Below are 25,110 nucleotides of genomic sequence, written 5' to 3' on the forward strand. Positions count from 1 at the left end.
GGAGGAATCACAATGATGCGAACGCGGTTCATTTCCGCGGCAGCGGTGGCCGCGGCCGCCGCCCTGGCGATCACGGGCTGCACAGGCTCGTCCGGCGATCAAGGCTCGGACGTCAAGCCGGCCAAGTCCGGAAGCGTCACCTGGTGGGGCTGGACGCCCGACACCCCGGTGGCCGAGAAGTACATCGCGGAGTTCAACAAGCAGTACCCGGACATCAAGGTCACCTACAAGAACTTCGAGAACGTCGACTACCGCAACACCATCACGCCGGCCCTCGACTCCGGCAAGGGCCCGGACGTCTTCGACCTATCGCCCGCCGGCGGCTCGCCCGACCTCTGGGGTCCGTACGCGCTCGACCTGACGTCGCTCGCGAAGGACACCCTCGGTGACGGCTGGAAGGACAAGATCGGCGGCTCCTACGTGAAGCAGCTGACCAGCTCCGACGGCCGCTTCGTCTCCCTCCCGCTGGGCGGCATGTCCGCGGGCTTCCTCTGGTACAACAAGGACATCCTCGACAAGGCCGGTGCGACGGTCCCGACGGACTACGCGTCGTGGGTCGACACGTGCAAGAAGGTGACCGCCATCGGCAAGACCTGCTTCACCATGGGCGCCGGCGGCACCGACACGTTCCCGACCGAGATGTACCACTCCATCGCCAACACGGTGGACCCGGACTTCTTCATCAAGGCCGCCACCGGCAAGGCCAAGTGGAACGACGAGCAGGGCCAGAAGGTGCTCGAGATCATCAAGAAGATGAAGGACGACGGCATCATCGCGCCGAACGCCCTCGACGGTCCGCAGTACCCGCTCGCGAACAACGAGTTCATGAAGGGCGACGCGGCCATGGTCCAGATGGGCTTCTGGTACACCCAGTACGCGGGCGCCGAGTCCTGCAAGACCTCGATGGAGGCGGCCGGCGTGACCAACCCGACCTGCTTCGTCCAGCTGCCCGCGCAGTTCCCGGACGTCGCCGGCGAGGGTCACAAGAGCACCTACTTCGGTGAGGCCGACTACGGTCTGGCGATCAACTCCGAGTCGAAGAACATCGGCCCGGCGAAGACCTTCGTCTCGTGGATGACGCTCAACAAGACCGGCCAGCAGAACGTCGCGAACGCGCTCGACCTGCTCCCGGCCCTGAAGGGCACCACGCCGGACTGGTCGAACATCAAGCTCGTGGACGACTCGGTGCAGCGTCCCGCGATCGAGAAGCTGATCACCGAGAGCGGCGAGACCACCGAGTCCCGCCAGTGGCAGACCACCCAGAAGTCGCTCGACGCGATCGTGGTCGCCATCCAGCAGGTGCTCGACCCGTCGGTGAACAAGTCGATCAAGAGCATCGCCGACGACCAGCAGGCCTCCTCCGAGGCCAGCAAGGTCGGCACGAAGTAATCATGGCCGTCACGGATCTCGAGATCGGATCCGCCCGACAGACCCCTGCGGTGCAGAGGGGCGGGCGCGCCAAGCGGCGCGCCCGCCTCCTCCCCGGGGGCGTGCGCTGGATCCTTCCGGCGTTCGCCATCTCCGTCGGCCTGATCTACTACAGCATCATCTACTCGGGCTACCTGTCGTTCTTCGACTGGCCCGGCGGCCGGGCGCTGATGACCCCGGTCGGCTTCGGCAACTACATCGCCGCGCTGGCGGACCCGGTGCTCTGGACCGCGCTGCGCAACACGCTCATCTACTTCGTCGTGGTGTTCGCGGTGCAGGTGGCCGGCGGGACGCTCTTCGCCGCCGCCATGCACTCCAAGATCCGCTTCGCGAACCTCTACAAGGTGCTGGTGGTCATCCCCGTCGTGGTGGCTCCCGCCACCCTCGCGCCGGCCCACGTCCAGGTCTGGCAGAGCGACGGCACGGTCAACAGGATCCTCGGCTTCTTCGGGCTCTCGGGCCTCGAGCAGCCGTGGATCGGACAGTCGACCACATCGCTCCTGGTCGTCACCCTGGTGGGATGCTGGGGCGCGATCGGCTACGGCTTCATCCTCATCTATGCCGGCATGGCGCAGATCGACCCCGAGCTCATCGAAGCAGGCCGCCTGGACGGCGCGGGCAACTTCCGCGTGTTGTTCTCGATCGTCCTGCCGAGCCTGCGGCCGATCATCGTGTCGCTGGCCATCCTGAACTTCATCACCGCCCTGAAGCTCTTCGACAGCCCGTGGCTGATCACGCAGGGCGGCCCGGCGCACTCGTCCGAATTCCTCGGGACCATGATCTACGCGGAGACCGCGAGCAGCGACCGCAACCTGGGCTACGCATCGGCGCTGTCGATCCTGGTGCTCATCATCGCGATCGCCGTGTCCGTCTTCATGCAGCTGCGGGGACGCGAGCGCCTTCCCCGGCTCAAGCCGCGCCGTAAGGAGGCCGCCGATGTTTGAGACCCGTTCCCGCCGCTCGAGGATCATCCTGCAGCTGGTGCTGACGGTCGCCGTCGTACCGTTCGTGATCCCGCTGATCGCGATGCTGCAGACGAGCTTCGAGGGCTCCGGCTGGGGCAACTACGTCGCCGTGGTGAACGTGCCGGGCTTCCCGAAGTTCTTCCTCAACACGATCATCATCGCCGGCGTCTCCATCGCCATCGTCTACCTGGCGACCCTCGCCGCCGCGTTCGGGTTCTCCAAGCTGCGCGTGCGCGGCAAGGAGGTCTACTTCTGGCTGATGATGGCGGCGCTCACGCTTCCCGAGGTCGTGCTGATCGCTCCTCTTTATACGACCGCGGTGAAGCTCGGCCTGCTCGGCACCTACTGGTCGGTGATCCTGCCCATCGCCGCCCTCCAGATCCCGTTCACCGTGCTGATCGCGCGGGGGTACGTCGACGGCATCCCGGATGCGGTGTTCGAGGCAGCGCGGATCGACGGGGCCAGCACCTGGCGGGTGTTCTGGTCGATCCTCGTGCCGCTCTCGCGTCCCATCGCCGTGGCCCTCATGGTGCTGGTGCTGATCTACGCCTGGAACTCGTACCTGCTGCCGAAGGTGTTCCTCATCGACGACGGGATGGGCGTGGTCACCCAGCTGCCGGAGTTCTTCCGCCGCCAGTACAACGACGACACGCCGAAGATCCTGGCCGCCTCCGTTATCACCGCGATCCCGACGATCATCGCCTACATCGCCTTGCAGCGTCAGTTCGAGCGCGGGATGGCCGCGGGCGCGATCAAGTGACGGGCCGAGTCGTGGAGCGGGCGGTGGATCGGGCAGACTGCGTAGTCGGGACTGCAGTGCCGAGGACGGAAGGGGGTGCGGTGCGATGACGGATGCGTCGGCGTCCATCGGGCTCGTGATCCGGCACGGCCGTGACCGCGACCCGCTCGCCTCCGCGATCGTCCGCTCGATCGCGGCGCCCCTGCTCGCCGCCGGGATGCGCTTCATCACGCGATCGGTCGACGACGAGGAGTCCGAGCTGAAGACGTACCGCCTGTGGGCCCGCGTCGGCGGCATCGCCGGGGTGATCGTGCTGGGCGCGGACGACGCCGACGCGCGGATCCGGCTGCTGCGGCAGATCGACATGCCGTTCGTGGTGCTCGCGCCGGCGGACGGCGAGCTCGACTACCCAGCGGTCACGGTCGACGCGTCCGCCGCATCCCGTGCGCTCGTCGCCTACCTCGACGCGCACCCGGCGCGACGCTGGGTCTACGTGACCAGCCAGCTCGAGCCGGAGCCGCTGGTCGCCGAGGTGGCCTTGGGGGAGCGGACGATCGAGACGGTGCAGGCGACGGACGTCGTGGGTGAGGTCATCCGGCTCGGCGCGGAGAGCTCCGTCGACGACCCGGTCGCCCTCGTCTTCGACACCGACCATGACGCCGTCGCGGCGCTGGACGCGCTCCAGGAGCACGGCATCCCCGTGCCGGACGCCGTGGCGCTGATCTGCTGGAGCGATTCCCTCGTGTGCCAGAGTGCGAGCCGCCCGATCACCGCGATCGACCGGCACGGCCGGGAGATCGGCGCGCTGCTGGGCTCGGCGGCACTCGCCGCGATCCACGACGGCGGCGTCCGCCCCGTCGCGGCGCCGGAGCCCGTGGTCGTCGTGCGGGAGACGTCGTGAGCGCCGCGCGGCGGCTGGGGCCGTCGTCCGCGAACACGCGCAGCGCCATCCTGGACATGGTCCGCTCCGGCGGCACGGTCACGCGCACGGAGCTGGCGGAGCGCTCGGGGCTGACCGCCACCTCCATCACCCGCATCGTGAAGTCGCTCATCGAGGACGGTCTCGTCATCGAGACCGGCTTCAGCGAGTCGACGGGGGGCAAGCGCAGCAGCCTCCTCGAGCTGAACGCCAACGCGCGCTACGCGGTCGGCCTGTCGCTCGACGCCGGGCGCCTGACGTACGTCGTGACCGACCTGTCCGGCAACGTGATCGGACGGTTGGTCTCGCCGGGCATCGAGCAGGCGGACCCGATGGAGGACGTCGTCCGCATCGCGCGGGAGCTCGGCCAGCTCCTGGTGCAGCTGGACATCCAGCCGGAGTCCGTCGTCGGCGTCGGCGTCGCCGGGGCCGGTCTCGACCTGGGCGCGGGCGCCGAACGCCTCTCGATCACCTCGACGGAGTGGGAGTCGTTCGCGCTCAACAAGGCGCTGGAGCCGAAGATCGGCCTCCCGGTGGTGCGCGACAACGACGCGGCCTGCGCTGCCCTCGGCCAGTACTGGGCCGGGCGCATCCCGGCGACGCAGGACTTCGCCACGCTCTACCTGTCGAACGGCTTCGGCCTGGGACTGATGGTCGGCGGCAGCGTCGCGCGCGGCGCGTCCTCGAATGTCGGCGAGATCGGTCATATGGTGATCGACATCGACGGTCCGCAGTGCTGGTGCGGCGCCCGCGGCTGTCTGGAGATGCTGGCGGCGCCGCGTGCGGTGGTCGCCCAGGCGCTGGAGGACGCGGACCTGGCCGCTCAGCTGGGCCTCACCGGCGACCCGCAGCGATTCCGCGGCGACTTCGAGGCGATCGCCCGGGCGGCGGCCCAGGGCGAGACGCGCTCCTGCGAGCTGATCAAGCGGTCCGCCCGGTACGTGGCGGCAGCGGTGCTCTCGATCGTGAACGTCCTGGATCTCGACCGGATCGTGCTCGCAGGCCCCGGCTTCGCCGACGCCGGGGCGATCTATGTGCGGGAGATCCGCGAGTACGTGGCGCAGTTCGCCCGCACGCGCGGCATCCACCCGGTGCTCATCGAGCTGGCCGACCCGGGGCTGGACGCGGCGGCCGGTGGTGCCGCGACGCTCGCGCTGCAGCATGCGCTGACGCCGCACGCGGCGCGCGGACGGTAGACGTCTGCGGGGCCTCTCAGCCGTTCCCGCTGCTTACCCAGGCACGCCGTCGCCCCGTCCGCGATCCTGTGAGGATGCGCAACACCGTTCCCGCCGTCACCGCCCTGTTCTGGGTTACCAAGCTGCTGACCACGGCGATGGGCGAGACCGCCTCGGACTTCCTGGTGAAGACGATCAACCCGTTCGTCGCGGTCGGCGGCGCGTTTATCGTCTTCGCGGGGGCGCTGGTGCTGCAGTTCGCGGTGCGCCGCTACATCCCGTGGGTGTACTGGTTCGCGGTGCTCATGGTCGCGGTGTTCGGCACGATGGTCGCCGACGTGCTCCATGTCGAGCTGGGCGTGCCGTATCTCGTCTCGACCGTCGTGTTCGCCGTCGTCCTCGCGGCGGTGTTCGTGCTCTGGTACGCGACGCAGCGCACGCTCTCGGTCCACAGCATCGACACCTTCCCGCGGCAGGTCTTCTACTGGTGCGCTGTCCTCGCGACCTTCGCCCTCGGCACGGCCGTCGGCGACCTGACCGCGGTGACGTTCGGGATGGGGTACTGGCTCTCGGCGCTGGTGTTCGGCATCCTGTTCGCCCTCCCCGGTGTCGCCTACCGGTGGTGGGGACTCGGCGCGACCGCGGCGTTCTGGACCTCGTACGTGCTGACCCGGCCGTTCGGCGCGTCCATCTCGGACGGCCTCGCCGTCTCGCACGCCCGCGGCGGGCTCGCCCTCGGGACCGGCCCGGTCAGCCTCGCGCTGCTCGCGGCGATCGTGGTGTGCGTCGCGGTGCTCAGCCGCAAGCCGCAGTCGGCCGCCTCAGGGGAACGCGCGCAGGGCACGATCGGCGACGCGCTGGAGTGACGCGCGGCTCGCGCCCGCGGACGCCTGCACCGCCAGCCCGGCGCTGACCGTCACCAGGTACGTGGCGAGGTCGGCCGGGCGCTCGTCGGCGGCGAGGTCGCCCTCGGCGATCGCGCGGCGGAAGCGCTCGGCCAGCCGGTGCTCGCCCGAGGCGCGGCTGTCGGCGAGGAACCGCACGATGCGCTGGTCCTCGGGGCTCCCCGCGAGCCCGCCCTGGATGGACAGGCAACCGGCGGGTTTACCCGGCGTGGTGATCGCGCGGACGTTGCTGCGGAGGTAGTGCTCGGCCACCGCGCGTGCGGTCGGCTCCTCGAGGGCGTCGCCCACGTACGCCATGTCGACCTCGGCGTAGCGGGCGACCGCCTGCTTGAACGTCTCCTCCTTGTTGCCGAAGGCGGCGTAGAGGCTGGGGCGGTTGATGCCCATGGCCGAGGTGAGGTCGTCGAGGGTGGTGCCCTCATACCCCTGGCGCCAGAACACCTCGACCGCCGCGTCCAGGGCCTCGTCGGTGTCGAATCCGCGCGGTCGCCCGCGTCCGGCCATCCCGCTCACCTCTTTCTGTACTAATCCGAAAAGAATTCTCTCATTTCGGGAATGCGGGGGCAATGGCGGTGTTTTATGTACCGTCTCGAACAGAATTGGAGCAGACCATGGACACCACCATCGCCACCACCCAGACCCTCGCCGGCAAGAAGGCGCTCGTCACCGGAGGCGCCCGCGGCATCGGTGAAGGAATCGCCCGCGCGCTCGCTGCCCACGGCGCGGAGGTCGCCGTCACGTACCGCGCGTCCCGCGAGCGGGCGGACGCCCTCGTGGTCGACATCCTGGCCGCCGGGGGACGCGCCGTCGCGGTGCCCGCCGACAACTCCGACGCCGACGCCGCCCGCGCGGGCGTACGCGACGCCGTGGATGCGCTCGGCGGCCTCGACATCCTCGTCAACAACGCCGGAGGTGGATGGTTCGAGCACTTCACCGAGACCCCCGACGAGCACATCGAGGCGACGATCGACCTCAACATCCGCGGGACGGTGTACGCCACGCAGGCGGCCATCCCGCTGCTGCCGGACGGCGGCCGCATCATCACGATCGGCAGTGTCAACGCCGAGCGCATCCCCTTCACCGGAGGCGCCGTCTACGGGCTGACGAAGGCCGCGATGGTCGGCTTCACCAAGGGCCTCGCCCGCGACCTCGCGGGCCGCGGCATCACGGTCAACGTCATCCAGCCGGGCCCGATCGACACCGAGGGCAACCCGGCGTCGGGCGAGGCCGGCGACTACCTGGCCGGCTTCACCGCCTTCGGCCGCTTCGGCCACAGCTCCGACGTCGGCGAGCTCGTCTCGTGGATCGCGTCCGACGCGTCCGGCTACATGACCGGCTCCGCCGTCACGATCGACGGCGGCTGGACCGCCTGACCGCCGCCCCTCCACCGACGATTCGTGCCGAATGTGCGCTATTCGCGACCTTTGGCGACGATTCGGCACGAATCTCGGCGGGGGAAGGGCGTCAGAACTCCGTGTGGCCGAGGCGGGGCTCGGGGACGAAGGCGGCCACCGCCTCGGCCGCGGACTCGAGCTCGAGGATGATGAGCTCGTTGCTCCCGGCACGCAGCACGCCCCGCGGCACATACAGCGTCTCCTGCGGCCCTCTGGTCCAGTAGCGGCCGAGGTTGAAGCCGTTGATCCAGGCGACGCCCTTGCCCCAGCCCGTCGTGTCGAGGAAGAGGGGAGCCGGCTCGTCGAGGTCGAAGACGGCGCGGGCGAAGACCGGGCCCGCCAGGCGCGACGGCGGCGGCGCATCCGCAGCGGCCAGGGCAGCGGACACCGGCTCGATCGACGACAACTCCAGCGGGAGCACGCTCCAGCGCTGCAGCTCCTCGCCGTTGAGCTGCACCGGGCCGATCAGGCCCTTCGGCTCGCCGATGCGGGGGCCGTAGTCGACGCGGCCCTGGTCCTCGACCAGCACGGTCAGGGTCCCGCGCGAGGGCGAGAGCGCGATCGCGGTGTCGTGGTGGTCGCGGGCCAGCACACCGAGGCGGCTGTCGCCGACCGAGACGTAGGCGCGGTCGCGCACCTCGCCGAACTCGAGCACCGCCGGCTCGGTGGTGTCGATCTCGGTGCGGTACAGCCCGAGGCCGCTGTAGTGCCCCAGCTCGTCGAAGGTGGGCAGCGTGTCCACGTGCGACCACGCGCCGAGCCGGTCGGCGACCGCCCACAGCGGCACCGCTGCGTCGAACGGCACGGTGAACGACGGCGCCGCGGCCGCGACCACCGGCTCCAGCGAGGGCACGGGCGCGTACTTGGCGATCACATCCCGGAACGCCCAGAACTTCTCGGTGGGCTCGCCCGCCTCGTCGAGGGGGGCGTCGTAGTCGTAGCTCGTGACGATCGGCTGGTAGACGCCCTTGTCGTTCGCACCGTTCGTGAAGCCGAAGTTGGTGCCGCCGTGGAACATGTAGAGGTTCACCGAGGCGCCGAGGGCGAGCAGGTCGTCCAGGTCGCCCGCGGACTGCTCCACGGAGGTCGTGTGGTGGTGCGTGCCCCAGCTGTCGAACCAGCCGTCCCAGAACTCGGAGCACATCAGCGGACCCGTCGGCTGGTGACGTCGCAGGGTCGCGAGGCGTTCGCGTGAGCGGGAGCCGAAGGAGCCGGTCTTCAGGAGGCCGGGGAGCGAGCCGTCGCGGAGCATGTCGTCCTCGGGCTGGTCGACCGTCGTCAGCGGCACGACGATGCCGGCATCGCGGATGACCCGGACGAGCTCCGAGAGGTACGCGGAGTCGTCGCCGTACGCGCCGTACTCGTTCTCCACCTGCACGAGCAGCACCGGGCCGCCCTCGGTGACCTGCAGCGGCCGGACGATCTCGAGCACGTTCCGCAGGTAGCGGCTGACCGCGGCGACGAACTTCGGCTCCGACCGGCGGATCCCCACAGACGGATCGGTGAACAGCCACGCGGGCAGCCCGCCGTTGTCCCACTCGGCGCAGATGTACGGTCCGGGTCGCACGATCGCGTGCATCCCCTCGTCGGCGATGGTGCGCAGGAAGCGGGCCAGGTCGAGACCGCCGTCGGTGATCCACTGTCCGGGCTGCGGCTCGTGCGCGTTCCACGGGACGTACGTCTCGATGGTGTTGAGCCCCATCAGGCGCGCCTTGTGGATGCGGTCGGCCCAGTCGTCCGGGTGCACCCGGAAGTAGTGGATCGCTCCCGAGAGGATGCGGTGGGGCTCGCCGTCGAGGACGAAGTCGTCTCCCGCGATCTCGAAGGTGGTCATCATTCTCCTGCGAAGTGGGTGGATGCGCGTGGCCGGCCGCGGGGCGCGACCGGCCACGCGCCGGGGGCTACTTGCCGCTGACGGTGAAGCCCTGCTGGTTGCCGTAGTCAACCAGCGCCTTCTGCCAGGCCTGCAGGCCCGGGTTCAGGCTGGAGTTGGACGTGTACGACTGGCCGACGGTGTCGCCGTAGATGCTGTTCGCGTAGACCTGGAACGGCAGGTACTGCCAGCCGGTCGACACGTTCTTGGCGCCGTCCACCAGCACCTCGTTGATCTTCTGGCCGCCGAAGTACTCGGGGGCGGAGGCGAGGAAGTCGGACGAGTTCAGGTCCTTCGTGGTGGACGGGAATCCGCCCGACTCGAGGAACACTTTGATGCTGTCCTCGTCGTTGTTCAGCCACTTGAGGAACCCGGCCGCGAGCGCCTGGTTCTTGCTCTGCTTCAGCACCACCTGGCCGCCGCCGCCGTTCTCGGCGTTCGCCGGCGTGCCGTCGTAGGTCGGGATGGGCGCGACGCGCCACTGGCCGGAGCCGTCCTTGACCGACGACTCGAGCACGCCCGGCATCCATGCGCCGGTCACGAGGGTCGCGATCGAGCCGTTGCCGAGGGCCTTGAACCAGTCGTCGCTCCAGCCGGGGACGGTGGAGAGCAGCTTGCCCTCGACCAGCTTGTCCCAGGTGGCGGTCCACTTCTTGGTGCCCTCGTCCTGGAGGTCGATCGACACCTTGGTGCCGTCGACGGAGAAGGGACGGCCGCCGGCCTGCCAGATCATCGAGGTGGTGAAGCCGGAGTCGCCCGAGTCGCTGGTGATGTAGGCGTTCGGGTCGGCGGCGTGCAGCTTCTGCGCGGCGGCGACGTACTCGTCCCACGTCTTCGGCACCTCGATGCCGTACTTGTCGAACAGCGTCTTGTTGTAGAACATCGCCATGGGGCCCGAGTCCTGGGGGAGGCCGACGAGCTTGCCGCCGACGTTCACCGAGCCCCAGGGGCCGGGCGTGTAGTCGCCCTTCAGCTTGTCGAAGCCGTACTGCGTCAGGTCGACCAGGGAGTCGGAGAGCGCGAACTGCGGGATGGCGTAGTACTCGACCTGCGCGACGTCCGGGGCGCCCGATCCCGCCTTGATGGCGTTCTGGAGCTTGGTGTACTCGGTCGTGTTCGTGCCGGCGTTGACCAGCTTGACCTTGACCTTCGGGTACTCCTTCTCGAAGGCTGCGACCTGCGCCTCGGCCGACGGCGTCCACGACCAGTAGGTGATGGTGCCGCCCTGCTTGAGGGCCGCGTCGATGTCGGAGGCGCTGCCGCCTCCCGACGAGGTGCCGCCGGAGCAGGCGGCGAGCGAGACGCCGACGACGGTGCTGACGACCGCCGCCGCGACGGCCCGGCGCAGCGTCCGGGACGCGAGTGTGCGCTTCATGGTTTCCCTTTCACTTCTTCGTGGAATGCGATGCATGGATGGGTGGATGCGGTTACTGCTTGACGCTTCCGGCGGCGAGACCCGACTGCCAGTAGCGCTGGAGCACCAGGAAGGCGGCCACGATCGGGACGATCGTGATGAGCGATCCGGTGATCACGAGGTTGAAGATCGGCTGGGCGCCGACCCCGGTCGCCTGCGCGCTCCACTGGCTGAGGCCGACCGTGAGGGGGTACCAGGTCGGATCGCTCAGCATGATGAGCGGCAGGAAGTAGTTGTTCCAGGTGGCGACGATCGCGAACAGTGCGACCGTGACGATCCCGGGGGCCAGGAGCCGCAGCGAGATCGTGAAGAACGTGCGGAACTCGCCTGCTCCGTCCATCCGCGCCGCCTCCAGCAGCTCGGTCGGGACGGCCTCGGTCGCGTAGGTCCAGATCAGGTAGAGCCCGAACGGGCTGATCAGCGACGGCAGGATGATCGCCCACGGGGTGTTCGTGAGTCCCGCCTGGCTGAACATCAGGAAGGTCGGGACGGCCAGCGCCGTACCGGGGACCGCGATCGCGCCGAGCACGACGGCGAAGACCGCCTTCTTGCCCGGGAAGTCGTACTTCGCGAGCCCGTAGCCCGCGACGGTGGCCAGCAGGGTCGCCCCTCCCGCGCCCACCACGACGTACAGCAGCGTGTTGCCGAGCCACTGCACGAAGATTCCGCCGCGGTAGGTGAACGTGTCGACGATGTTCTGGATGAGGTTGAAGTCCTTGCCGAACCACAGCCCGAACGACGAGTACAGATCGGGCTGGCTCTTCGTCGCGTTGACGATCAGCCACACCAGCGGCACGAAGGAGTAGATGACGAAGAGGATCATCACGATCGTCAGCACGGGCGACTTGCGGATGCGGCGGCCCGAGGAGGCGCCGGCATTGGTGCGGGCGGCGGCGCGGGACGGCGCCGTACGGGTACGGGTGCGGGTGCGCGGGCTGCGCGTGTCGGTCACGGAGGCCATCAGCGGAGCTCCTTCCTCGAGCCGCGGAGCTGGACGACGTAGGCGATCACCGCGGTGACGACGCCCATCACGATCGCGACGGTCGCCGCGTAGTTGAACTGCTGGCCGGCGAACGAGAGGTTGTAGGCGTACATGTTCGGGGTGAAGTAGCTGCTGATCGCGTTCGGCGCCAGCTGCTTGAGGAGGTTCGGCTCGTTGAAGAGCTGGAAGCTCCCGATGATCGAGAAGATCGTCGCGATCACGAGCGCACCGCGGATGGCCGGCAGCTTGATGCTGAACACCGTGCGGAACGCGCCGGCGCCGTCGATCTCGGCCGCCTCGTACAGCTCGCCCGGGATGACGCGGAGCGCCGCGTAGAAGATGAGCATGTTGTACCCCATGAACTCCCAGGTCACGATGTTGCCGATCGAGGCGAGCACCCACGGTCCGCTGAGCGGCGCGAGCCCGGTGCCGAGGAGCTGATTCACGCTCGCCGTGAGGCCGAACTGGTCGCCGTAGATGAATCCCCAGATCAGCGCCGCGACGACACCGGGGACCGCGTAGGGGAGGAAGAGCGCGATGCGGAAGAACCCGGCGCCGTGCAGCCGGGCACTGTCGAGAGCGAGGGCGGCGACCAGGGAGAGCAAGAGCATGATCGGGACCTGCACGATCAGGAAGATCGTCACGCGGCCGAGGGAGGCCCAGAACTTCTCGTCCTGGAAGACCGCGACGTAGTTGCCCAGGCCGACGAACGCGTTGCCGCCGATGAGCTGCTGGCGGAAGAGGCTGAGGTAGATGGCGTAGACGACCGGCGCGATGATCATGGCCGCGAACACGATCATGAAGGGTGCGACGAAGGCCCAGCCTCGCCAGTCGCGGCGCGCCTTCCGGAGGCGGCGGGTGCCGTCCGGCGTGGTCGCCTGCGTGAGGGACGTCGTTGTCATGTCTTCCCCGTGGGTTCTGGGTCGGTTCAGATGTTTACGTCAACATCGTGGGCGCCACTCTAACATGTTGACGTCAACACAGCGCAAGTCCGATGTGAGAAAGTGGAGCCATGACCGAGCCGATCGCCGACATCCCGCCTGCTCCGGCGACCCGCAAGCGCGGCCCCTCGCTGGGCGATGTGGCGGCGCACGCGGGGGTCTCCACTCAGACGGTGTCTCGCGTCGCGAACGGCCTCACGAATGTGGAGGAGACCACGCGGCAGCGCGTCCTCACTTCGATGCAGGCGCTCGGGTACCGCCCCAACCGCGCCGCCCGCGCGCTGCGATCGGGGCAGTTCCGCAACATCGGCGTGATGATGTTCACGCTGTCGTCGTACGGCAACATGCGGACGCTGGACGCCATCGCGGCCTCGGCGGCCAAGGCGGGCTACTCGATCACCGTCGTCCCGGTCGAACGACCGACCCAGCAGGACGTCAGCGCCGCCTTCTCACGTCTCCTGGAGCAGGCCGTCGACGGGATCATCGTGGTGCTGGAGGCACACATCGCCGACCGGTCGGATGTGGAGCTGCCGTCGGGCCTGTCCGTCGTCGTCGTCGACTCCACCGAGCGGCGCGACTACCCGCAGGTCGACACGGACCAGGCGGAGGGCGCGCGCCAGGCGACCGAGCACCTGCTCGGACTCGGGCACTCCACCGTCTGGCACATCTCCGGCCCCGCCGAGTCGTACTCCGCCGCCCGCCGCGAGGAGTCCTGGCGGCGGACGCTCGAGCAGGCCGGCGCGCCGGTCCCGGAGGTGTTCCGCGGCGACTGGTCGACGGCGGCCGGCTACCGCCACGGGCAGGAGATCGCCTCCCGCCCCGAGATTACCGCGGTCTTCGCCGCGAACGACCAGATGGCGCTCGGCGTGCTCCGCGCCCTGCACGAGGCCGGCCGCCGGGTGCCCGAGGACGTCAGCGTGGTCGGCTTCGACGACATGGCGGAGTCGGACTCCTTCTGGCCGCCGCTCACGACCGTGCACCAGGAGTTCGAGGCCATCGGACGCCGCGCGCTGGAGCTCCTGGTCGCCGAGATCGAGGCGCGCCCGGAGCCGGTCCGCTCGTCGGTCATGCCCACGCGTCTGGTCGTCCGTGCGAGCACGGCGCCGCCGGTGGGTCGGAGAAATCGCGACTGATCTCCGACGCCGGGCACGAAAAAGCCCCGCGTCACCGCGGGGCTTTCTCTACTGTCTCAACCAGTCTGTGTCTCGGACACAGTGCGCCACGAGGGATTCGAACCCCCAACCTTCTGATCCGTAGTCAGATGCTCTATCCGTTGAGCTAGTGGCGCATGGCCCGCAAGCAGGCCGGATACGAGCTTACATGACCGCATCCAAGACCGCCAATTGACGGCGGAGGGCGACCTGGCGGTAGGAGGTCTCGATCAGTTCCGCGGCCTCGGACCAGTCGGACGTGTCACGGTCGAGGTCGATCGCGAGCCAGCCGCTCGGGCCCCAGTACTTCGGCACGAAGACCCGCGGGTCCTCGCGCCACGCGGGAGCCTCCGCGGGGTCGGGGCGGAAGACGAGCGTGTCCGGGCGGCTCATAGTCGCGCCGAGCACCGCGAATGCGCGGCCGCTCTCGCCGGCCTTCCATGAGGGGCGACCGTGGTTGAGCGTCTCCACGGCCTCCGGGAGGCTCAGGGCCAGGGCGCGGATGCGGTCGACCAGTGGGTCGCCGTCCTCGAACAGGAGCGGGTGATCGCTCATCTGAAGGCCTCATCCAGGAAGCACACCATCGCCCGCCAGCTGCGCGCGTCCGCCACCGGCCGATAGCGGTCGGTGCCCGGGATGGTGAAGGCGTGCGGCGCACCGGAGTAGGTGGTGATCTGCCAGTCCACGTGCGGCGCTCCGCGCAGCTCCTGCTCGAACGCGACGACCGCCTCGTCCGGGACCACGGGGTCGGCGCCTCCGGTGAGCACCAGGAGGGACGCGGCGATCTGGCCGGCGTCCGACGGGTCGTGCGCGATCAAGCCGCCGTGAAAGGACACCACGCCGCGGAGGGGCGCGCCGGTCCGCGCGAACTCGAGGGCCGCCGTCCCGCCGAAGCAGTAGCCGATCACCGCGAGCCGTGCAGGGTCCACCGCCGGATGCTGCTGCAGCCAGCTGAACGCCGCCGCGACGCGGGAGCGCAGCAGCGGCAGGTCGCGGTAGTACTTGCCGGCCTCCGCCGGCGCGTCGTCGCCGCTGGGGCGCACGCCGGCACCGTACAGGTCGGCGGCGAAGGCGACGTACCCGAGTCGCGCGAGCATCTGGGCGCGCATCCGCACGTTGTCCCCGACGCCGTGCCAGTCGTGGAGGACGAGGACCGCCGGCCGGCGCTCGTCTGCCTGCACATCCCGCGCCAGATAGCCCTCGAGAGGCAGGCCCTCGTGCTCGTACGCCACCGTCTCGGCCTCGATGACGGCGTGCTCGCCGATCGGGACGCGCTCCAGCAGCGTCTGGAAGGCGGGGGCGAGAGCGGGCGACGGGGTGTCGAGCGACAAGGTGGGACTCCAGGATCGTCACGTCGCACGGACGGCGGGCGCCGCCGGCGGCCTGGCGTGCTGTGGCTGGTCGCGGAACGCGCGGGAGCCCTCGGGTGCGGGTCGGGATCCCACGGTTTTCACACTACCCCGGTTCCGCCCGCGGGCCGCGGACGTACGATGGGCCCATGGCCACCGAGTTCAGCGATCAGACGGATGCCGCCCGCTACGCGATGCACGTCGACGGCGAGCTCGTGGGGGTGCTCGACTACCGCATCCTGGGCGACTCCATCTCGCTGACCCGCGCCTTCACCGTGCCGCATCACCGTGGGAAGGGCTACGCCGCGCAGCTGGTGGAGTACGCGGTCGACGACATCGAGAAGAACGGGTCGCGGCAGGTCGTGCCCATGTGCTGGTACGTCGCCGACTGGTTCGAGGCGCACCCCGAGCGGGCCGCGCTGCTGCAGCGCCGCGCCGGCTGAGCGCGGCATGAGCGGACCGGCTCCCGGAGAGCCCGCGCGGCTGGTCGCCCGGGTCTCGCGGTTCGGCGACGCGACCGCGATGGTGCTGGCGCGGGAGGCGATCCGCCCGCCGCGCGGCAACGAGGTCGTCGTTCGCGTGACGCACGCATCGCTGGGATCGACGGATGTGCTGGCCCGGTGCGGCGGGTACGTGCTGCATCCCTCGCCCGGCTTCATCGGCGGATACGACTTCGTCGGCGAACTGCTCACGGAGTCGGCGGTATCGGTGGCGCTGGGCCTGCGCGAGGGGGCGACGGTCGTCGGCGTGCTGCCCGGCATGGGCGCTCACGCGACGTTCGTGACCGTCGCGCCGACGCTGCTCGTGGCGCTCCCGGACGGGATGGATCCGGCTGCCGCGGCCGTCCTGCCGCTCGACGGCGTCACCGCCGCGCACGCGCTGGAGCTCGCGCGCTCGCCGCGCCGGGTGCTCGTGCAGGGCGCGTACGGTGCCGTCGGCTCGCTCGCGGCGCAGCTGGCGCTCCTCGACGGTCTCACGGTCGTCGGCACGGCATCGGCGCGCACGGCCGACCGCGCGCGGGCGCTCGGCATCCCGGCCGTCGACCACACGGCGCCGGACTGGCCGGACCGGGTCGTCGAGGCAGCGGGCGGCCCGGTGGACGCCGTGATCGACCACACCGGCACCGATCGCGTACGCGACGTGCTCGCGCCGAGCGGGGTCGTGGTCCGCACCGCCTTCACCGGACGTGCCGGCCACGAGCGCTCCGACTCCCTGCGCGGCGGCCTCGGCGCGGCCGGGCACCGCTGGGAGCGCGTCTGCAGCGCCCCGCTCTACGTCGCCACGCGGCGCAACGCGTACCGGCGGATGCTGTCGGGCCTGCTCGCCGCCGCGGCGTCGGGCGAGCTGACGACGGCCGAGCCGCGCGTCCACCCGTTCGACCAGGTGTGGGAGGCGCATCGTTCCGCCGAGGCGGCCGAGCCGGGAACGAAGGTCGTGCTCGCCGTCGGCTGACGTCAGAAGACGAACATCTGGCCGAGGACGACGACGGCGATGATGAACAGCACCACGATCGTGATCATGACGATCATCGCCCTGCCCGAGAGCCTGGCGATGCCGAAGCCGACCAGGAACGGCAGAGCGATGCATCCCAGGGCGAGCACCCACCAGAAGGCGGCGAACCCGGCGGCGGACGCCGACTCCAACCTGCCGCCGAACAGCCGCTGCGTCTGCGGATGCGTGGCGAACGCGATGCAGGCCGAGAGCGGATAGGCGATCAGCACCGCCGTGATGAGCCCGGCGAAGGCGCCCCACAGTCCGCGCTTATCGCCCAGTTGAAGCGTCTCCTCCTGGTGCGGCCCCTGGCGGCTCTTGGTGCTCATGGCGCACAGCATAGCCAGCGGCCGGAGGCCCGGGAATGCACCAAAATCCGGCGCGACCCGCGCGGCCCAGCGGGGGTCAGAAGTCGTCGACGGAGCCGATGACCACCGGCACGCACTCGGTGAAGCGGTATCGGATGAGCTCCGGCCACAGTGTGGAGTCGCAGAGATCGAACACATCCACCACGGCCGCTCCGCCGATGTGCGAGGGCAGTCGCAGTTCGAAGGGCGGTTCGCTGGTGCGCTCGAACTCGATCTCGTAGGCGACGTCGTCGCGCTCGAGCACGGCGAGAACGGTGTCCATGCTCGCCTCCTCTCCGGTCCGCGGATGCTGTACGCACAGCGGTACGCCCTCCCGCGGCGATGGCAAGCCCTGGCGCGCCCGTGCATCCTGGACGCGTTCTCCCAGCGTCAATGTGGCACCAAGTGCCATAATCGCCTCACAACACCCGAACGAGGAGGGACGACGATGACCGATCCGAAGCCGCTAACCGCGCACAGCACCATCGGCGAATGGCTGGAGCACCCGAAGGGCGCGCCGCTGATCCACGGATTCCTGGCGCAGGCCGGAGTCGGCGAGGAGATGCTGGCGCCGGTGCGCGGGCTGCCGCTGCAGCAGCTCGTAGCGATGAGCCAGGGGCAGCTGCCGCAGTCCGTGGTCGACGACCTCGTGCTGCAGGCCAACGACGGCGTGATGCCGGAGGACGTGGAGACCGGCTGGGTGGAGAAGGTCACGCCCGGTCGCTTCGACGGCCGCACCGTGATCGTCACCGGCGCGGCGTCCGGCATCGGCCGCGCCACCGCGTCGCGCATCGCGCGTGAGGGCGGCCGCGTGGTCGCGGTCGACGTGTCGGCCGACCGGCTCGCCGAGTTCGCATCCTCGCTGCCCGACGGCGCGGTCGTGACCGTCGTCGGCGACATCACCAAGCAGGAGGACATCGACGCCATCGTCGTCGCCGCGGGCGGCCGCATCGACGCGCTGGCGAACATCGCCGGCGTCAACGACGACTTCTCGCCGGCGCACGAGACCTCCGACGCCGTCTGGGACCGCACGATCGGGATCAACCTGACCGGCGGTTTCAAGCTGACCCGTGCGGTCCTGCCCGTGATGCTGGCGGCGGGCGCCGGCTCGATCGTCAACGTCGCGTCGGAGGCGGGACTCCGCGGCAACGCGTCGGGCACCGCCTACACGGTGTCCAAGCACGGCGTGGTCGGCCTCACACGCAGCACGGCCTTCATGTACGGGCCCCAGGGCATCCGCGTCAACGCGGTCGCCCCGGGCGGCGTGGCGACCGGCATCCCGATGCCGGCCAAGCCGTCGGAGGCGGGCACGGCGCGCCTGACGCCGTTCCAGCAGCAGATCCCGACCATCGCGACCGCGGAGCAGCTGGCCGCCTCCATCACGTTCCTGCTCAGCGACGACGGCGTGAACATCAACGGCGCGGTTCTCCCGAGCGACGGCGGCTGGTCGGTGCAGTGACCCGTCGGGCGGGAGGTCAGCGTCCCGAGCGCTTCGCCCCGAGGACGTACGCCGCGCCGGCCGCGACCGCTGCCGCGAGCAGCAGCCTGCCGGTCTTTCGGCGCCTCCCGCCCCATCCGCCGCTCACCGTGTGGGGATCGCCCGACGGCGTGTACAGGTTGCCCGTCGTATCCGGCGCCGGCTTCCCGAGCTGGAGCACCTGAGTCTGCTTGGCGACGGCGGCCTCGACGGCGACGGGACGCTTGTTGTGCTGCCGCACGAGCACCCTTCCCGCCCCGGTGACCGTGCGCTCCGGTTTCCTCGGATGCTTCCAGGCGGCGAGGATCACGTCGACCACGTCGGACGCCGGATACACCGGAGGCAGCGCCCTCAGCTCATGACCGGTCGCATTGGCCGAGTGGTGGAAGATCGGGGTGTCGAGCGTCGGCGGGAGCACCGTCACGACGTGCACCGGCGAGTTCGCGAGCGACAGCTCGGAGCGGAGGCTCCGGCCGAGTGCGATCACGGCCGCCTTCGACATGGAGTACGCCGCAGAGTACGGCTGAGGCACCTCGCCGAGGATGGACGCGACGTTGACGATGAGGCCGGAGCGCTGGGGCATCATGGCGCGCAGGGCGCTGCGGGTGCCGTTCGCGTACCCGTTGATGTCGACCTGCAGCACCCGTTCGAAGTCCGCAGCCGGCTGCTCCCAGAAGGTGCCGTAGGCCGTGACGGCGGCGGCGTTGATCCAGACGTCGACGCGCCCGTTGCGCGCGATCGCGGTGTCGACGGCCCGGTCGGTGGTCGCCTGGTCGCTGGTGTCGCCGCTGACGGTCACGACGTCGCGCGCCCCCAGCGCGGTCGCCTCCCGGGCGACATCTTCCAGGGTGGAGGCGCCGCGGGCGACGAGCACCAGCTTCGCGTGCCGTTTCGCGAACGCCTGCGCGGTGGCGCGGCCGAGGCCGCTGGACGCTCCGGTGATGACGACGACGGGGGACGGGCTCATGGGCGCGACCCTACGCGCGCCCCTCCGACGTGAGAAGGGATTGAGGAACCATCCTCGCGAGCCGACGATACGGGCACCACCAGAAGAGGAGAACGCCATGACCGTCACCGAGAGCGAACAGGAGTTCCGGCGCGCGAAGCGACCCCGCTCCGTCATCGCGGGCCCCTACGGGCACCCGTTCCACGCGACCGTGGTCACCATCCCGATAGGGGCTTGGACTGCTGCGGTCGTCTTCGACATCGCGGCGCTGTTCGGCGCCGCGCCGGAAGCGCTCGCCACCGGCGCGCTCTGGCTGGTCGTGATCGGCGTGATCGGCGCCCTGATCGCCGCCGTGCTGGGCCTGATGGACTTCTCCCAGCTGCCGCCGCGGACGAAGGTCCGCCGCACCGCCGTGTGGCACCTCGCCTTCAACTCGACCGCGATCCTGTTGTTCATCGTGAGCGCCCTGGTGCGCCTCCCGGACCCGGACGAGCCCAGCGTCGGCGGCTTCATCCTGGCGCTGGTCGGCATCCTCGTCGTCGGCGTCTCCGGCGCCCTCGGCGGCGAGCTGGCCTACCGCCACGGCGTGCGCGTGGCCGACGAGCAGGATCAGGAGCGCGCGTACACCCGATGACGTCGAGGACGAACAGCCCGAGCGGCTACGGTGGCCGCATGTCCCGCATTCACGACGTCGCCCGCAACTCCTTCGGCTGGCAGGAGCTGCGTCCGCGGCTCGCCGAGGCCATGGAGGTGCTGCTCGACGGCGGCGACGTTCTCGCCATCATGCCGACCGGGTACGGCAAGTCGTCCCTGTACCAGGTGACCGGCACGATCCTCGGCGGCGTCACGATCGTGGTGTCGCCACTGATCTCGCTGCAGGAGGATCAGGTCCGCGCCCTCGGAGAGGCGAAGGACGTCCCGCGAGCGTTCGCCATCAACTCCTCCGCCGGACAGCGGGAGCGGGAGAACGATTGGGAGGCGCTGGAGTCGGGTGAGCCGGCGTTCGCGTTCCTCGCCCCCGAACAGCTAGCCAACCCCGAGGTGCGCGAGCGTCTGCGCGGCATCGACGTGTCGCTGTTCGCCGTCGACGAGGCGCACTGCGTCTCGGCATGGGGCCACGACTTCCGTCCCGATTACCTGCTGCTGGGCGACGTCATCGAGGAACTGGGCCATCCGCCGGTCGTCGCCATGACCGCGACCGGCGCGCCGCCCGTGCGCGCCGAGATCGCTGAGCGGCTGGGGATGCGCCGGCCTCGCCTGTTCGCGACCGGGTTCGACCGCCCCAACCTGCGGCTCGAGGTGCGCCGGTACGAGGACGACCCCGAGAAACGAGCCGCCGTGCTCGCGCACGTCGGCGAGCTGGACGGCTCCGGACTCGTCTACACCGCCACCCGGAAGGACGCCGAGCAGTACGCCGAACAACTCGAGGCGCAGCACATCCCCGCAGCGGCATATCACGCCGGGCTCCGCCGGGCAGAGCGGGACGAGGTGTACGAGCGGTTCATGGACGACCGAGCCCGGGTGGTCACCGCGACCAGCGCGTTCGGCATGGGCATCGACAAGCACGACGTGCGGTTCGTCCTCCACGCGTCGGTCACCGACTCGCTCGACAGCTACTACCAGGAGGCGGGCCGCGCCGGTCGCGACGGGGAGCCGGCGGTGGTGACCCTGCACTACCGGCCGGAGGATTTCGCGCTGACCAAGTTCTTCTCTGGCGGTGGGCCGGACCCGGATGAGCTGGCGCGTGTGTTCGCCGCTGTCCGGGCCGCGCAGGGACTCAGCCGGGAACAGCTCGCGGAGAGCACGGGGGTGAGCGTCCGTTCGCTGGGGCGACTGCTGGGGCTCCTGCGCGACGCGGATGTCCTCACCGGCTCCGACGACGAGTTGCACGCGCAGGATGCGAAACCCGGCGAGGCCGCCTCCCGCGCCGTTGCGGAGGCCGAGGCGCGCCAGCGGATCGAGCACTCGAGATCGCAGCTCATGCAGGAGTATGCCGAGACGGGCATGTGCCGTCGGCAGTTCCTGCTCGGCTACTTCGGGGAGGAGCTTCCGGAGCCGTGCGGCAACTGCGACACCTGCTCCTCGGGGAGCGCCTACCGCTGGGCCGAGGAGCACGACGCGGCGGGGGAGGACCCGTTCCCGCTCGCCGCGCGCGTGCGGCACGAGAGCTGGGGCGACGGCGTCGTGATGCACACCGAGGCCGACCGGCTCACGGTGTTCTTCGATGAGGCCGGGTACAAGGTCCTGTCGCTCGCGGCGGTGCGGGACGGCGGATTGCTCGAGGTGGTGGGGGCGGCGGCCTGAGGCGTCTGCGTCAGCTGCGCCCGATCGCGCGCGCCGACGCCACCGCCGCCTCCACGCCGTCCCACCACGGCTCCCCGTGCCCCGGGAGGATGGTGCGCGCGCCCGTGGCGAGGATCCTGTCCAGTGTCCGGAGCGCCATCGTGGAATCCGCCGTCGCGGCCCCCGCGATGATCTGCGCGCCCGGGATGCCCTTGTACGGGTCGAGGGTGACGATGGCGTCCCCGCTGAGCAGCGTCTCGCGGTCGCGCAGCAGCAGGCCGCAGTGCCCGAAGGTGTGGCCCGGGGTGAAGACGACCTCGGGGCGGCCGGGGAGGTCGAGCATCCCGTTGCCGGGCAGTTCGGACACGGCCTCGACGCCCTTCACGCGCAGCGCGCCCGCCCTCACCATCCCGCCGACCGCGCCGATCGACCGCGGGTAGAGGAAGGGGTAGACGAACGGTGTGTGCTCCCGCTTGTACCGGTACGGATGCGCGGCGAGGCGACGGTCCTCCGCGTGCACGAACACCGGCACGCCCAGCTCCTCGATCGCCCGCTCGGCGAAGCCGACATGATCGAAATGTCCGTGCGTCAAGACGATGCCCTGCAGGTCGCGCATCCGCAGGCCCACCGCGTGAGCCGCATGCACCAGCGGACCCCAGGTCTTCGGGAACGCCGCATCCACGAGCGTCCAGGCGTCGCCGTCGGCGAGCAGGTAGCAGTTGGTGAAGGCGTGCTCCAGGCGATGGACGCCCGGCACGACCTCGGCGGTCAGGCGCGGGGCGCCCTTCCGGCGGTCGGGGGTGAGGGGGATCGTGCGCGTCATGCTGCCGTCGTACGCGCCCAGGCGAGCCCGGCGCAGGGCTTGACAGGGGAGGCGGAATCCCCGCCCACCCCCTAAGCTGTTCCGCGGGAAAGGGGAATCGTATGGGCGCGATCGCTGTGCACGAGTTCGTCTCGCTGGACGGTGTGTTCGAGGATCCGTCGTGGACGGCCGAGTTCGGCTTCGATCCGGAGATGGGCGAGGACATCGGGCGCATCACGCGGCAGTCCGGCGCGATCCTCCTCGGGCGGCGCACGTTCGAGATGTTCGCGCCAGCCTGGTCGCAGCGCACCGCGGCCGACGACCCCGGAGCACCGTTCTTCAACGACAGCCCGAAGGCCGTCGTCAGCTCGTCGCTCGACGACGAGGCCGCGGAGCGCACCTGGTCCAACTCGCGGTCGCTCGGAGCCTACGACGCCGACCGCATCCGCGAGTTCGCCGACGGGTACGAGGGCGTCTACGTCAGCGGCTCCGGCTCGCTCGTGCGGTCGCTGCTCGCCGACGGGCTGCTCGGGTCGTTGCACCTGTTCGTCTATCCCGTCGTCCGGGGCACCGGCGCCCGCCTGTTCCCCGACGGGAGCGCACCGGCCACGCTGCGGCTGCGCCACCACGACGCCTACGACAACGGCGTCCTCCACCTCCACTACACCGCCGCCTGACGTCGCCGCCGCAGCGCGCGTCACGATTGAGGTCGCCAGCCGTCCTCAATAACGAATAGCGTCGGTGGTGCCGAGGATGATCGGCACCACACCCACACACAGCACACCGGGAACCACTGTGACTCTGCTTCGTCTCTCCCTCCGCTTCGTGCGCCCGTACTGGCGCGCGGTGACCGCGGTCGTGATCCTCCAGCTGATCGCGACCATGGCCGCCCTCTACCTGCCGACGCTCAACGCCGACATCATCGACAAGGGCGTCGTCAAGGGCGACACCGACTTCATCTGGCGCACCGGCGGCATGATGCTCATCGTCTGCTTCGTGCAGGTGATCGCCGCCGTCGCCGCCACCTACTTCGGCGCCCGCGCCTCGATGTCGGCCGGCGCCGACATCCGGCGCTCCTTCTACCGCAAGGTGGATGCGCTGCCCTCGCTCGACCTCGCCCGCTGGGGCACGCCGACGCTGATAACGCGCAACACGAACGACGTGCAGCAGGTGCAGATGCTGCTGCTGATGACGTTCAACTTCATGGTGTCCACCCCGATCATGTGCATCGCCGGCATCATCTTCGCGGTGCGTGTCGACGCCGGCCTGTCCTGGCTGATCTGGGTGTCGGTCGCCGTGCTGTTCATCGTCGTCGGCATCCTGGTCACGATCCTGCTCCCGATGTTCCGGATCATGCAGGAGCGCATCGACGGGGTGAACGGCGTCATCCGCGAGCAGATCGTGGGCATCCGCGTGATCCGCGCGTTCGTCCGCGAGAAGTTCGAGACGCAGCGCTACGACGACGCGAACGCCGCGCTCACGCGCATCTCGGTGAAGGTCGGCAACGTCTTCGTGCTGATGTTCCCGATCATCATGCTCATCCTCAACGCGGCGACGGTCGCCGTGCTGTGGTTCGGCGGTCACCGGGTCGACGAGGGCGACATCCAGATCGGCGCGCTGACCGCGTTCCTGCAGTACCTGCTGCAGATCCTCGTGGCGGTCATGATGGGCGTATTCATGGCGATGATGATCCCGCGCGCGATGGTCTGCGCCGAGCGCATCGACGAGGTGCTGAGCGCTCGGCCGAGCTCGTCGGCCGAAGGTGCGGGGGCGTCGGCGCTGCCGGTCGACGGCCGTGTCGAGGTGCAGGATGTGACCTTCGGCTACCCGGGCGCCGAGAAGCCGGTCCTGAGCGACGTGACGTTCACGGCCGAGCCGGGCAGGGTGACGGCGATCGTCGGCTCCACAGGCTCGGGCAAGACGACGCTCGTGTCCGTCATCGCGAACCTGTTCACGCCCCAGGAGGGCCGCGTCCGCATCGGCGGCGTGCCGGTGGCCGAGCTCGACCGCAAGCAGGTCGCCGGTGTGCTCGGACTCGTCCCGCAGCGTCCGTACCTCTTCTCCGGCACGATCGCCTCGAACCTGCGCTTCGGCCGGCCGGATGCGACCGACGAGGAGCTGTGGGAGGCGCTGCGGGTGGCGCAGGCGGAGGACTTCGTGCGCGCCAAGGAGCGCGGTCTCGATGAGCGCATCGCGCAGGGCGGGACGAACGTCTCGGGCGGCCAGCGCCAGCGGCTCTGCATCGCCCGGGCACTGGTCGCCCGCCCGAAGGTGTTCCTCTTCGACGACTCGTTCTCGGCGCTCGACGTGGCCACGGATGCACGACTGAGACGGGCGCTCGCCGACTCGACCGGGGATGCGGCGGTGATCGTGGTCGCGCAGCGCGTCTCCACGATCCGCGAAGCCGACACCATCATCGTCATGGACGACGGCCGGGTCGTCGGACAGGGCACGCACGACGAACTGCTCGAGTCGAACGAGACGTACCGCGAGATCGTCGAGTCGCAGCTGAGCCTGGAGGTGGCCTGA

The 25,110-nt window shown here is 70.0% G+C and carries 26 protein-coding genes and 1 tRNA gene; 15 read left to right on the top strand and 12 right to left on the bottom strand.

The genetic code is table 11. From position 1 onward, the window contains the following. The first annotated feature begins 12 nt into the window (after positions 1-12). From AB0P25_RS08945 to AB0P25_RS08970, 6 genes are all read left to right on the top strand, one after another. On the top strand, positions 13-1,389 hold the full coding sequence (locus AB0P25_RS08945) for an ABC transporter substrate-binding protein (RefSeq protein WP_363806744.1): 1,377 nt from the start codon (positions 13-15) through the stop codon (positions 1,387-1,389). A 2-nt stretch (positions 1,390-1,391) separates the two neighbouring features. Then, positions 1,392-2,372 (top strand): sugar ABC transporter permease, encoded by a 981-nt coding sequence (locus AB0P25_RS08950; RefSeq protein WP_363806745.1) that lies wholly within the window; start codon positions 1,392-1,394, stop codon positions 2,370-2,372. Continuing rightward, positions 2,365-3,153 carry a carbohydrate ABC transporter permease gene (locus AB0P25_RS08955; RefSeq protein ID WP_363806747.1) on the top strand — a complete coding sequence of 263 codons (789 nt, stop codon included), beginning with the start codon at positions 2,365-2,367 and terminating at the stop codon, positions 3,151-3,153. Before AB0P25_RS08950 ends, AB0P25_RS08955 begins: the two co-directional genes overlap by 8 nt. A gap of 85 nt (positions 3,154-3,238) precedes the next feature. After that, on the top strand, positions 3,239-4,033 hold the full coding sequence (locus AB0P25_RS08960; RefSeq protein WP_363806748.1) for a substrate-binding domain-containing protein: 795 nt from the start codon (positions 3,239-3,241) through the stop codon (positions 4,031-4,033). Then, a complete protein-coding gene (locus AB0P25_RS08965; protein ID WP_363806750.1) occupies positions 4,030-5,247 on the top strand; it encodes an ROK family transcriptional regulator in 1,218 nt (405 codons plus the stop codon). Before AB0P25_RS08960 ends, AB0P25_RS08965 begins: the two co-directional genes overlap by 4 nt. Positions 5,248-5,321: 74 nt before the next feature. Further along, entirely contained in the window at positions 5,322-6,092 is a 771-nt protein-coding gene (locus AB0P25_RS08970; protein ID WP_363806751.1) for a hypothetical protein, read from the top strand. Here the strand turns inward: AB0P25_RS08970 and AB0P25_RS08975 are convergent. Then, positions 6,048-6,635: a TetR/AcrR family transcriptional regulator gene (locus AB0P25_RS08975; protein WP_363806752.1), complete on the bottom strand. Its 588-nt coding sequence runs from the start codon at positions 6,633-6,635 to the stop codon at positions 6,048-6,050. The two genes, AB0P25_RS08970 and AB0P25_RS08975, sit on opposite strands and share 45 nt — an antisense overlap. Before the next feature lie 107 nt (positions 6,636-6,742). Here AB0P25_RS08975 and AB0P25_RS08980 point away from each other — a divergent pair, with 107 nt between their 5' ends. Beyond that, complete coding sequence (locus AB0P25_RS08980) at positions 6,743-7,504, top strand: SDR family oxidoreductase (protein WP_363806753.1); 762 nt, start codon at positions 6,743-6,745, stop codon at positions 7,502-7,504. 91 nt (positions 7,505-7,595) lie between these two features. Here the strand turns inward: AB0P25_RS08980 and AB0P25_RS08985 are convergent, their stop codons facing one another. From AB0P25_RS08985 to AB0P25_RS09000, 4 genes are all read right to left on the bottom strand, one after another. After that, positions 7,596-9,359 (bottom strand): beta-galactosidase family protein, encoded by a 1,764-nt coding sequence (locus tag AB0P25_RS08985; RefSeq protein ID WP_363806755.1) that lies wholly within the window; start codon positions 9,357-9,359, stop codon positions 7,596-7,598. A 67-nt stretch (positions 9,360-9,426) separates the two neighbouring features. After that, a complete protein-coding gene (locus tag AB0P25_RS08990) occupies positions 9,427-10,773 on the bottom strand; it encodes a sugar ABC transporter substrate-binding protein (RefSeq protein WP_363806756.1) in 1,347 nt (448 codons plus the stop codon). A gap of 52 nt (positions 10,774-10,825) precedes the next feature. Then, the gene (locus AB0P25_RS08995) at positions 10,826-11,773 is read right to left on the bottom strand and encodes a carbohydrate ABC transporter permease (RefSeq protein WP_363806758.1); all 948 of its coding nucleotides are present in this window, start codon (positions 11,771-11,773) and stop codon (positions 10,826-10,828) included. Further along, positions 11,773-12,696 carry a sugar ABC transporter permease gene (locus AB0P25_RS09000; RefSeq protein ID WP_363806760.1) on the bottom strand — a complete coding sequence of 308 codons (924 nt, stop codon included), beginning with the start codon at positions 12,694-12,696 and terminating at the stop codon, positions 11,773-11,775. Before AB0P25_RS09000 ends, AB0P25_RS08995 begins: the two co-directional genes overlap by 1 nt. Before the next feature lie 110 nt (positions 12,697-12,806). On the opposite strand from AB0P25_RS09000, the gene AB0P25_RS09005 reads away from it, so the two are divergent. After that, entirely contained in the window at positions 12,807-13,868 is a 1,062-nt protein-coding gene (locus AB0P25_RS09005) for a LacI family DNA-binding transcriptional regulator (RefSeq protein ID WP_363806763.1), read from the top strand. Between the two features lie 82 nt (positions 13,869-13,950). Here the strand turns inward: AB0P25_RS09005 and AB0P25_RS09010 are convergent. From AB0P25_RS09010 to AB0P25_RS09020, 3 genes are all read right to left on the bottom strand, one after another. Continuing rightward, positions 13,951-14,023: transfer RNA gene (locus AB0P25_RS09010), tRNA-Arg, on the bottom strand. A 28-nt stretch (positions 14,024-14,051) separates the two neighbouring features. Further along, positions 14,052-14,441, bottom strand: coding sequence for an MmcQ/YjbR family DNA-binding protein (locus AB0P25_RS09015; RefSeq protein ID WP_363806765.1), 390 nt, complete (start codon positions 14,439-14,441; stop codon positions 14,052-14,054). After that, on the bottom strand, positions 14,438-15,217 hold the full coding sequence (locus AB0P25_RS09020) for a dienelactone hydrolase family protein (RefSeq protein WP_363806768.1): 780 nt from the start codon (positions 15,215-15,217) through the stop codon (positions 14,438-14,440). Before AB0P25_RS09020 ends, AB0P25_RS09015 begins: the two co-directional genes overlap by 4 nt. A 167-nt stretch (positions 15,218-15,384) precedes the next feature. Between AB0P25_RS09020 and AB0P25_RS09025 the strand changes: the two genes are divergently transcribed. Further along, positions 15,385-15,678, top strand: a complete 294-nt coding sequence (locus AB0P25_RS09025; protein WP_363806769.1) for a GNAT family N-acetyltransferase — start codon at positions 15,385-15,387, stop codon at positions 15,676-15,678. Between the two features lie 7 nt (positions 15,679-15,685). Next, positions 15,686-16,687 (top strand): zinc-binding dehydrogenase, encoded by a 1,002-nt coding sequence (locus AB0P25_RS09030; protein ID WP_363806770.1) that lies wholly within the window; start codon positions 15,686-15,688, stop codon positions 16,685-16,687. A gap of 2 nt (positions 16,688-16,689) precedes the next feature. Here AB0P25_RS09030 and AB0P25_RS09035 read toward each other — a convergent pair whose 3' ends face one another. Both AB0P25_RS09035 and AB0P25_RS09040 read right to left on the bottom strand, forming a co-directional pair. Further along, positions 16,690-17,055, bottom strand: a complete 366-nt coding sequence (locus tag AB0P25_RS09035; protein WP_363806772.1) for a hypothetical protein — start codon at positions 17,053-17,055, stop codon at positions 16,690-16,692. Positions 17,056-17,131: 76 nt separating this feature from the next. After that, positions 17,132-17,356 carry a hypothetical protein gene (locus tag AB0P25_RS09040; RefSeq protein ID WP_363806774.1) on the bottom strand — a complete coding sequence of 75 codons (225 nt, stop codon included), beginning with the start codon at positions 17,354-17,356 and terminating at the stop codon, positions 17,132-17,134. A 165-nt stretch (positions 17,357-17,521) separates the two neighbouring features. Between AB0P25_RS09040 and AB0P25_RS09045 the strand changes: the two genes are divergently transcribed. Next, on the top strand, positions 17,522-18,532 hold the full coding sequence (locus AB0P25_RS09045; RefSeq protein WP_363806775.1) for an SDR family oxidoreductase: 1,011 nt from the start codon (positions 17,522-17,524) through the stop codon (positions 18,530-18,532). A 16-nt stretch (positions 18,533-18,548) separates the two neighbouring features. Here AB0P25_RS09045 and AB0P25_RS09050 read toward each other — a convergent pair whose 3' ends face one another. Next, positions 18,549-19,517, bottom strand: a complete 969-nt coding sequence (locus tag AB0P25_RS09050; RefSeq protein WP_363806777.1) for an SDR family NAD(P)-dependent oxidoreductase — start codon at positions 19,515-19,517, stop codon at positions 18,549-18,551. 97 nt (positions 19,518-19,614) lie between these two features. Here AB0P25_RS09050 and AB0P25_RS09055 point away from each other — a divergent pair, with 97 nt between their 5' ends. Next, positions 19,615-20,130 (top strand): DUF2231 domain-containing protein, encoded by a 516-nt coding sequence (locus tag AB0P25_RS09055; RefSeq protein WP_363806778.1) that lies wholly within the window; start codon positions 19,615-19,617, stop codon positions 20,128-20,130. 38 nt (positions 20,131-20,168) lie between these two features. Then, positions 20,169-21,800: an ATP-dependent DNA helicase RecQ gene (locus tag AB0P25_RS09060; protein WP_363806779.1), complete on the top strand. Its 1,632-nt coding sequence runs from the start codon at positions 20,169-20,171 to the stop codon at positions 21,798-21,800. Between the two features lie 10 nt (positions 21,801-21,810). Here AB0P25_RS09060 and AB0P25_RS09065 read toward each other — a convergent pair whose 3' ends face one another. Continuing rightward, entirely contained in the window at positions 21,811-22,602 is a 792-nt protein-coding gene (locus AB0P25_RS09065) for an MBL fold metallo-hydrolase (protein WP_363806780.1), read from the bottom strand. 101 nt (positions 22,603-22,703) lie between these two features. Between AB0P25_RS09065 and AB0P25_RS09070 the strand changes: the two genes are divergently transcribed. Together AB0P25_RS09070 and AB0P25_RS09075 are read left to right on the top strand one after the other, a co-directional pair. Further along, entirely contained in the window at positions 22,704-23,258 is a 555-nt protein-coding gene (locus tag AB0P25_RS09070; protein WP_363806782.1) for a dihydrofolate reductase family protein, read from the top strand. A 118-nt stretch (positions 23,259-23,376) separates the two neighbouring features. After that, a complete protein-coding gene (locus AB0P25_RS09075) occupies positions 23,377-25,110 on the top strand; it encodes an ABC transporter ATP-binding protein (protein ID WP_363806783.1) in 1,734 nt (577 codons plus the stop codon).

The organism is Leifsonia sp. NPDC077715 (genome assembly GCF_040686855.1).
In the GTDB taxonomy this organism is placed as follows: domain Bacteria; phylum Actinomycetota; class Actinomycetes; order Actinomycetales; family Microbacteriaceae; genus Leifsonia.

Coding starts and splice junctions, on each gene's coding strand:
- AB0P25_RS08945 (WP_363806744.1), top strand. CDS start 13: ATGATGCGAACGCGGTTCATTTCCGCGGCAGCGGTGGCCGCGGCCGCC.
- AB0P25_RS08950 (WP_363806745.1), top strand. CDS start 1,392: ATGGCCGTCACGGATCTCGAGATCGGATCCGCCCGACAGACCCCTGCG.
- AB0P25_RS08955 (WP_363806747.1), top strand. CDS start 2,365: ATGTTTGAGACCCGTTCCCGCCGCTCGAGGATCATCCTGCAGCTGGTG.
- AB0P25_RS08960 (WP_363806748.1), top strand. CDS start 3,239: ATGACGGATGCGTCGGCGTCCATCGGGCTCGTGATCCGGCACGGCCGT.
- AB0P25_RS08970 (WP_363806751.1), top strand. CDS start 5,322: ATGCGCAACACCGTTCCCGCCGTCACCGCCCTGTTCTGGGTTACCAAG.
- AB0P25_RS08975 (WP_363806752.1), bottom strand. CDS start 6,635: ATGGCCGGACGCGGGCGACCGCGCGGATTCGACACCGACGAGGCCCTG.
- AB0P25_RS08980 (WP_363806753.1), top strand. CDS start 6,743: ATGGACACCACCATCGCCACCACCCAGACCCTCGCCGGCAAGAAGGCG.
- AB0P25_RS08985 (WP_363806755.1), bottom strand. CDS start 9,359: ATGACCACCTTCGAGATCGCGGGAGACGACTTCGTCCTCGACGGCGAG.
- AB0P25_RS08990 (WP_363806756.1), bottom strand. CDS start 10,773: ATGAAGCGCACACTCGCGTCCCGGACGCTGCGCCGGGCCGTCGCGGCG.
- AB0P25_RS08995 (WP_363806758.1), bottom strand. CDS start 11,773: ATGGCCTCCGTGACCGACACGCGCAGCCCGCGCACCCGCACCCGTACC.
- AB0P25_RS09000 (WP_363806760.1), bottom strand. CDS start 12,696: ATGACAACGACGTCCCTCACGCAGGCGACCACGCCGGACGGCACCCGC.
- AB0P25_RS09005 (WP_363806763.1), top strand. CDS start 12,807: ATGACCGAGCCGATCGCCGACATCCCGCCTGCTCCGGCGACCCGCAAG.
- AB0P25_RS09015 (WP_363806765.1), bottom strand. CDS start 14,441: ATGAGCGATCACCCGCTCCTGTTCGAGGACGGCGACCCACTGGTCGAC.
- AB0P25_RS09025 (WP_363806769.1), top strand. CDS start 15,385: ATGGCCACCGAGTTCAGCGATCAGACGGATGCCGCCCGCTACGCGATG.
- AB0P25_RS09030 (WP_363806770.1), top strand. CDS start 15,686: ATGAGCGGACCGGCTCCCGGAGAGCCCGCGCGGCTGGTCGCCCGGGTC.
- AB0P25_RS09035 (WP_363806772.1), bottom strand. CDS start 17,055: ATGAGCACCAAGAGCCGCCAGGGGCCGCACCAGGAGGAGACGCTTCAA.
- AB0P25_RS09040 (WP_363806774.1), bottom strand. CDS start 17,356: ATGGACACCGTTCTCGCCGTGCTCGAGCGCGACGACGTCGCCTACGAG.
- AB0P25_RS09045 (WP_363806775.1), top strand. CDS start 17,522: ATGACCGATCCGAAGCCGCTAACCGCGCACAGCACCATCGGCGAATGG.
- AB0P25_RS09050 (WP_363806777.1), bottom strand. CDS start 19,517: ATGAGCCCGTCCCCCGTCGTCGTCATCACCGGAGCGTCCAGCGGCCTC.
- AB0P25_RS09055 (WP_363806778.1), top strand. CDS start 19,615: ATGACCGTCACCGAGAGCGAACAGGAGTTCCGGCGCGCGAAGCGACCC.
- AB0P25_RS09060 (WP_363806779.1), top strand. CDS start 20,169: ATGTCCCGCATTCACGACGTCGCCCGCAACTCCTTCGGCTGGCAGGAG.
- AB0P25_RS09065 (WP_363806780.1), bottom strand. CDS start 22,602: ATGACGCGCACGATCCCCCTCACCCCCGACCGCCGGAAGGGCGCCCCG.
- AB0P25_RS09070 (WP_363806782.1), top strand. CDS start 22,704: ATGGGCGCGATCGCTGTGCACGAGTTCGTCTCGCTGGACGGTGTGTTC.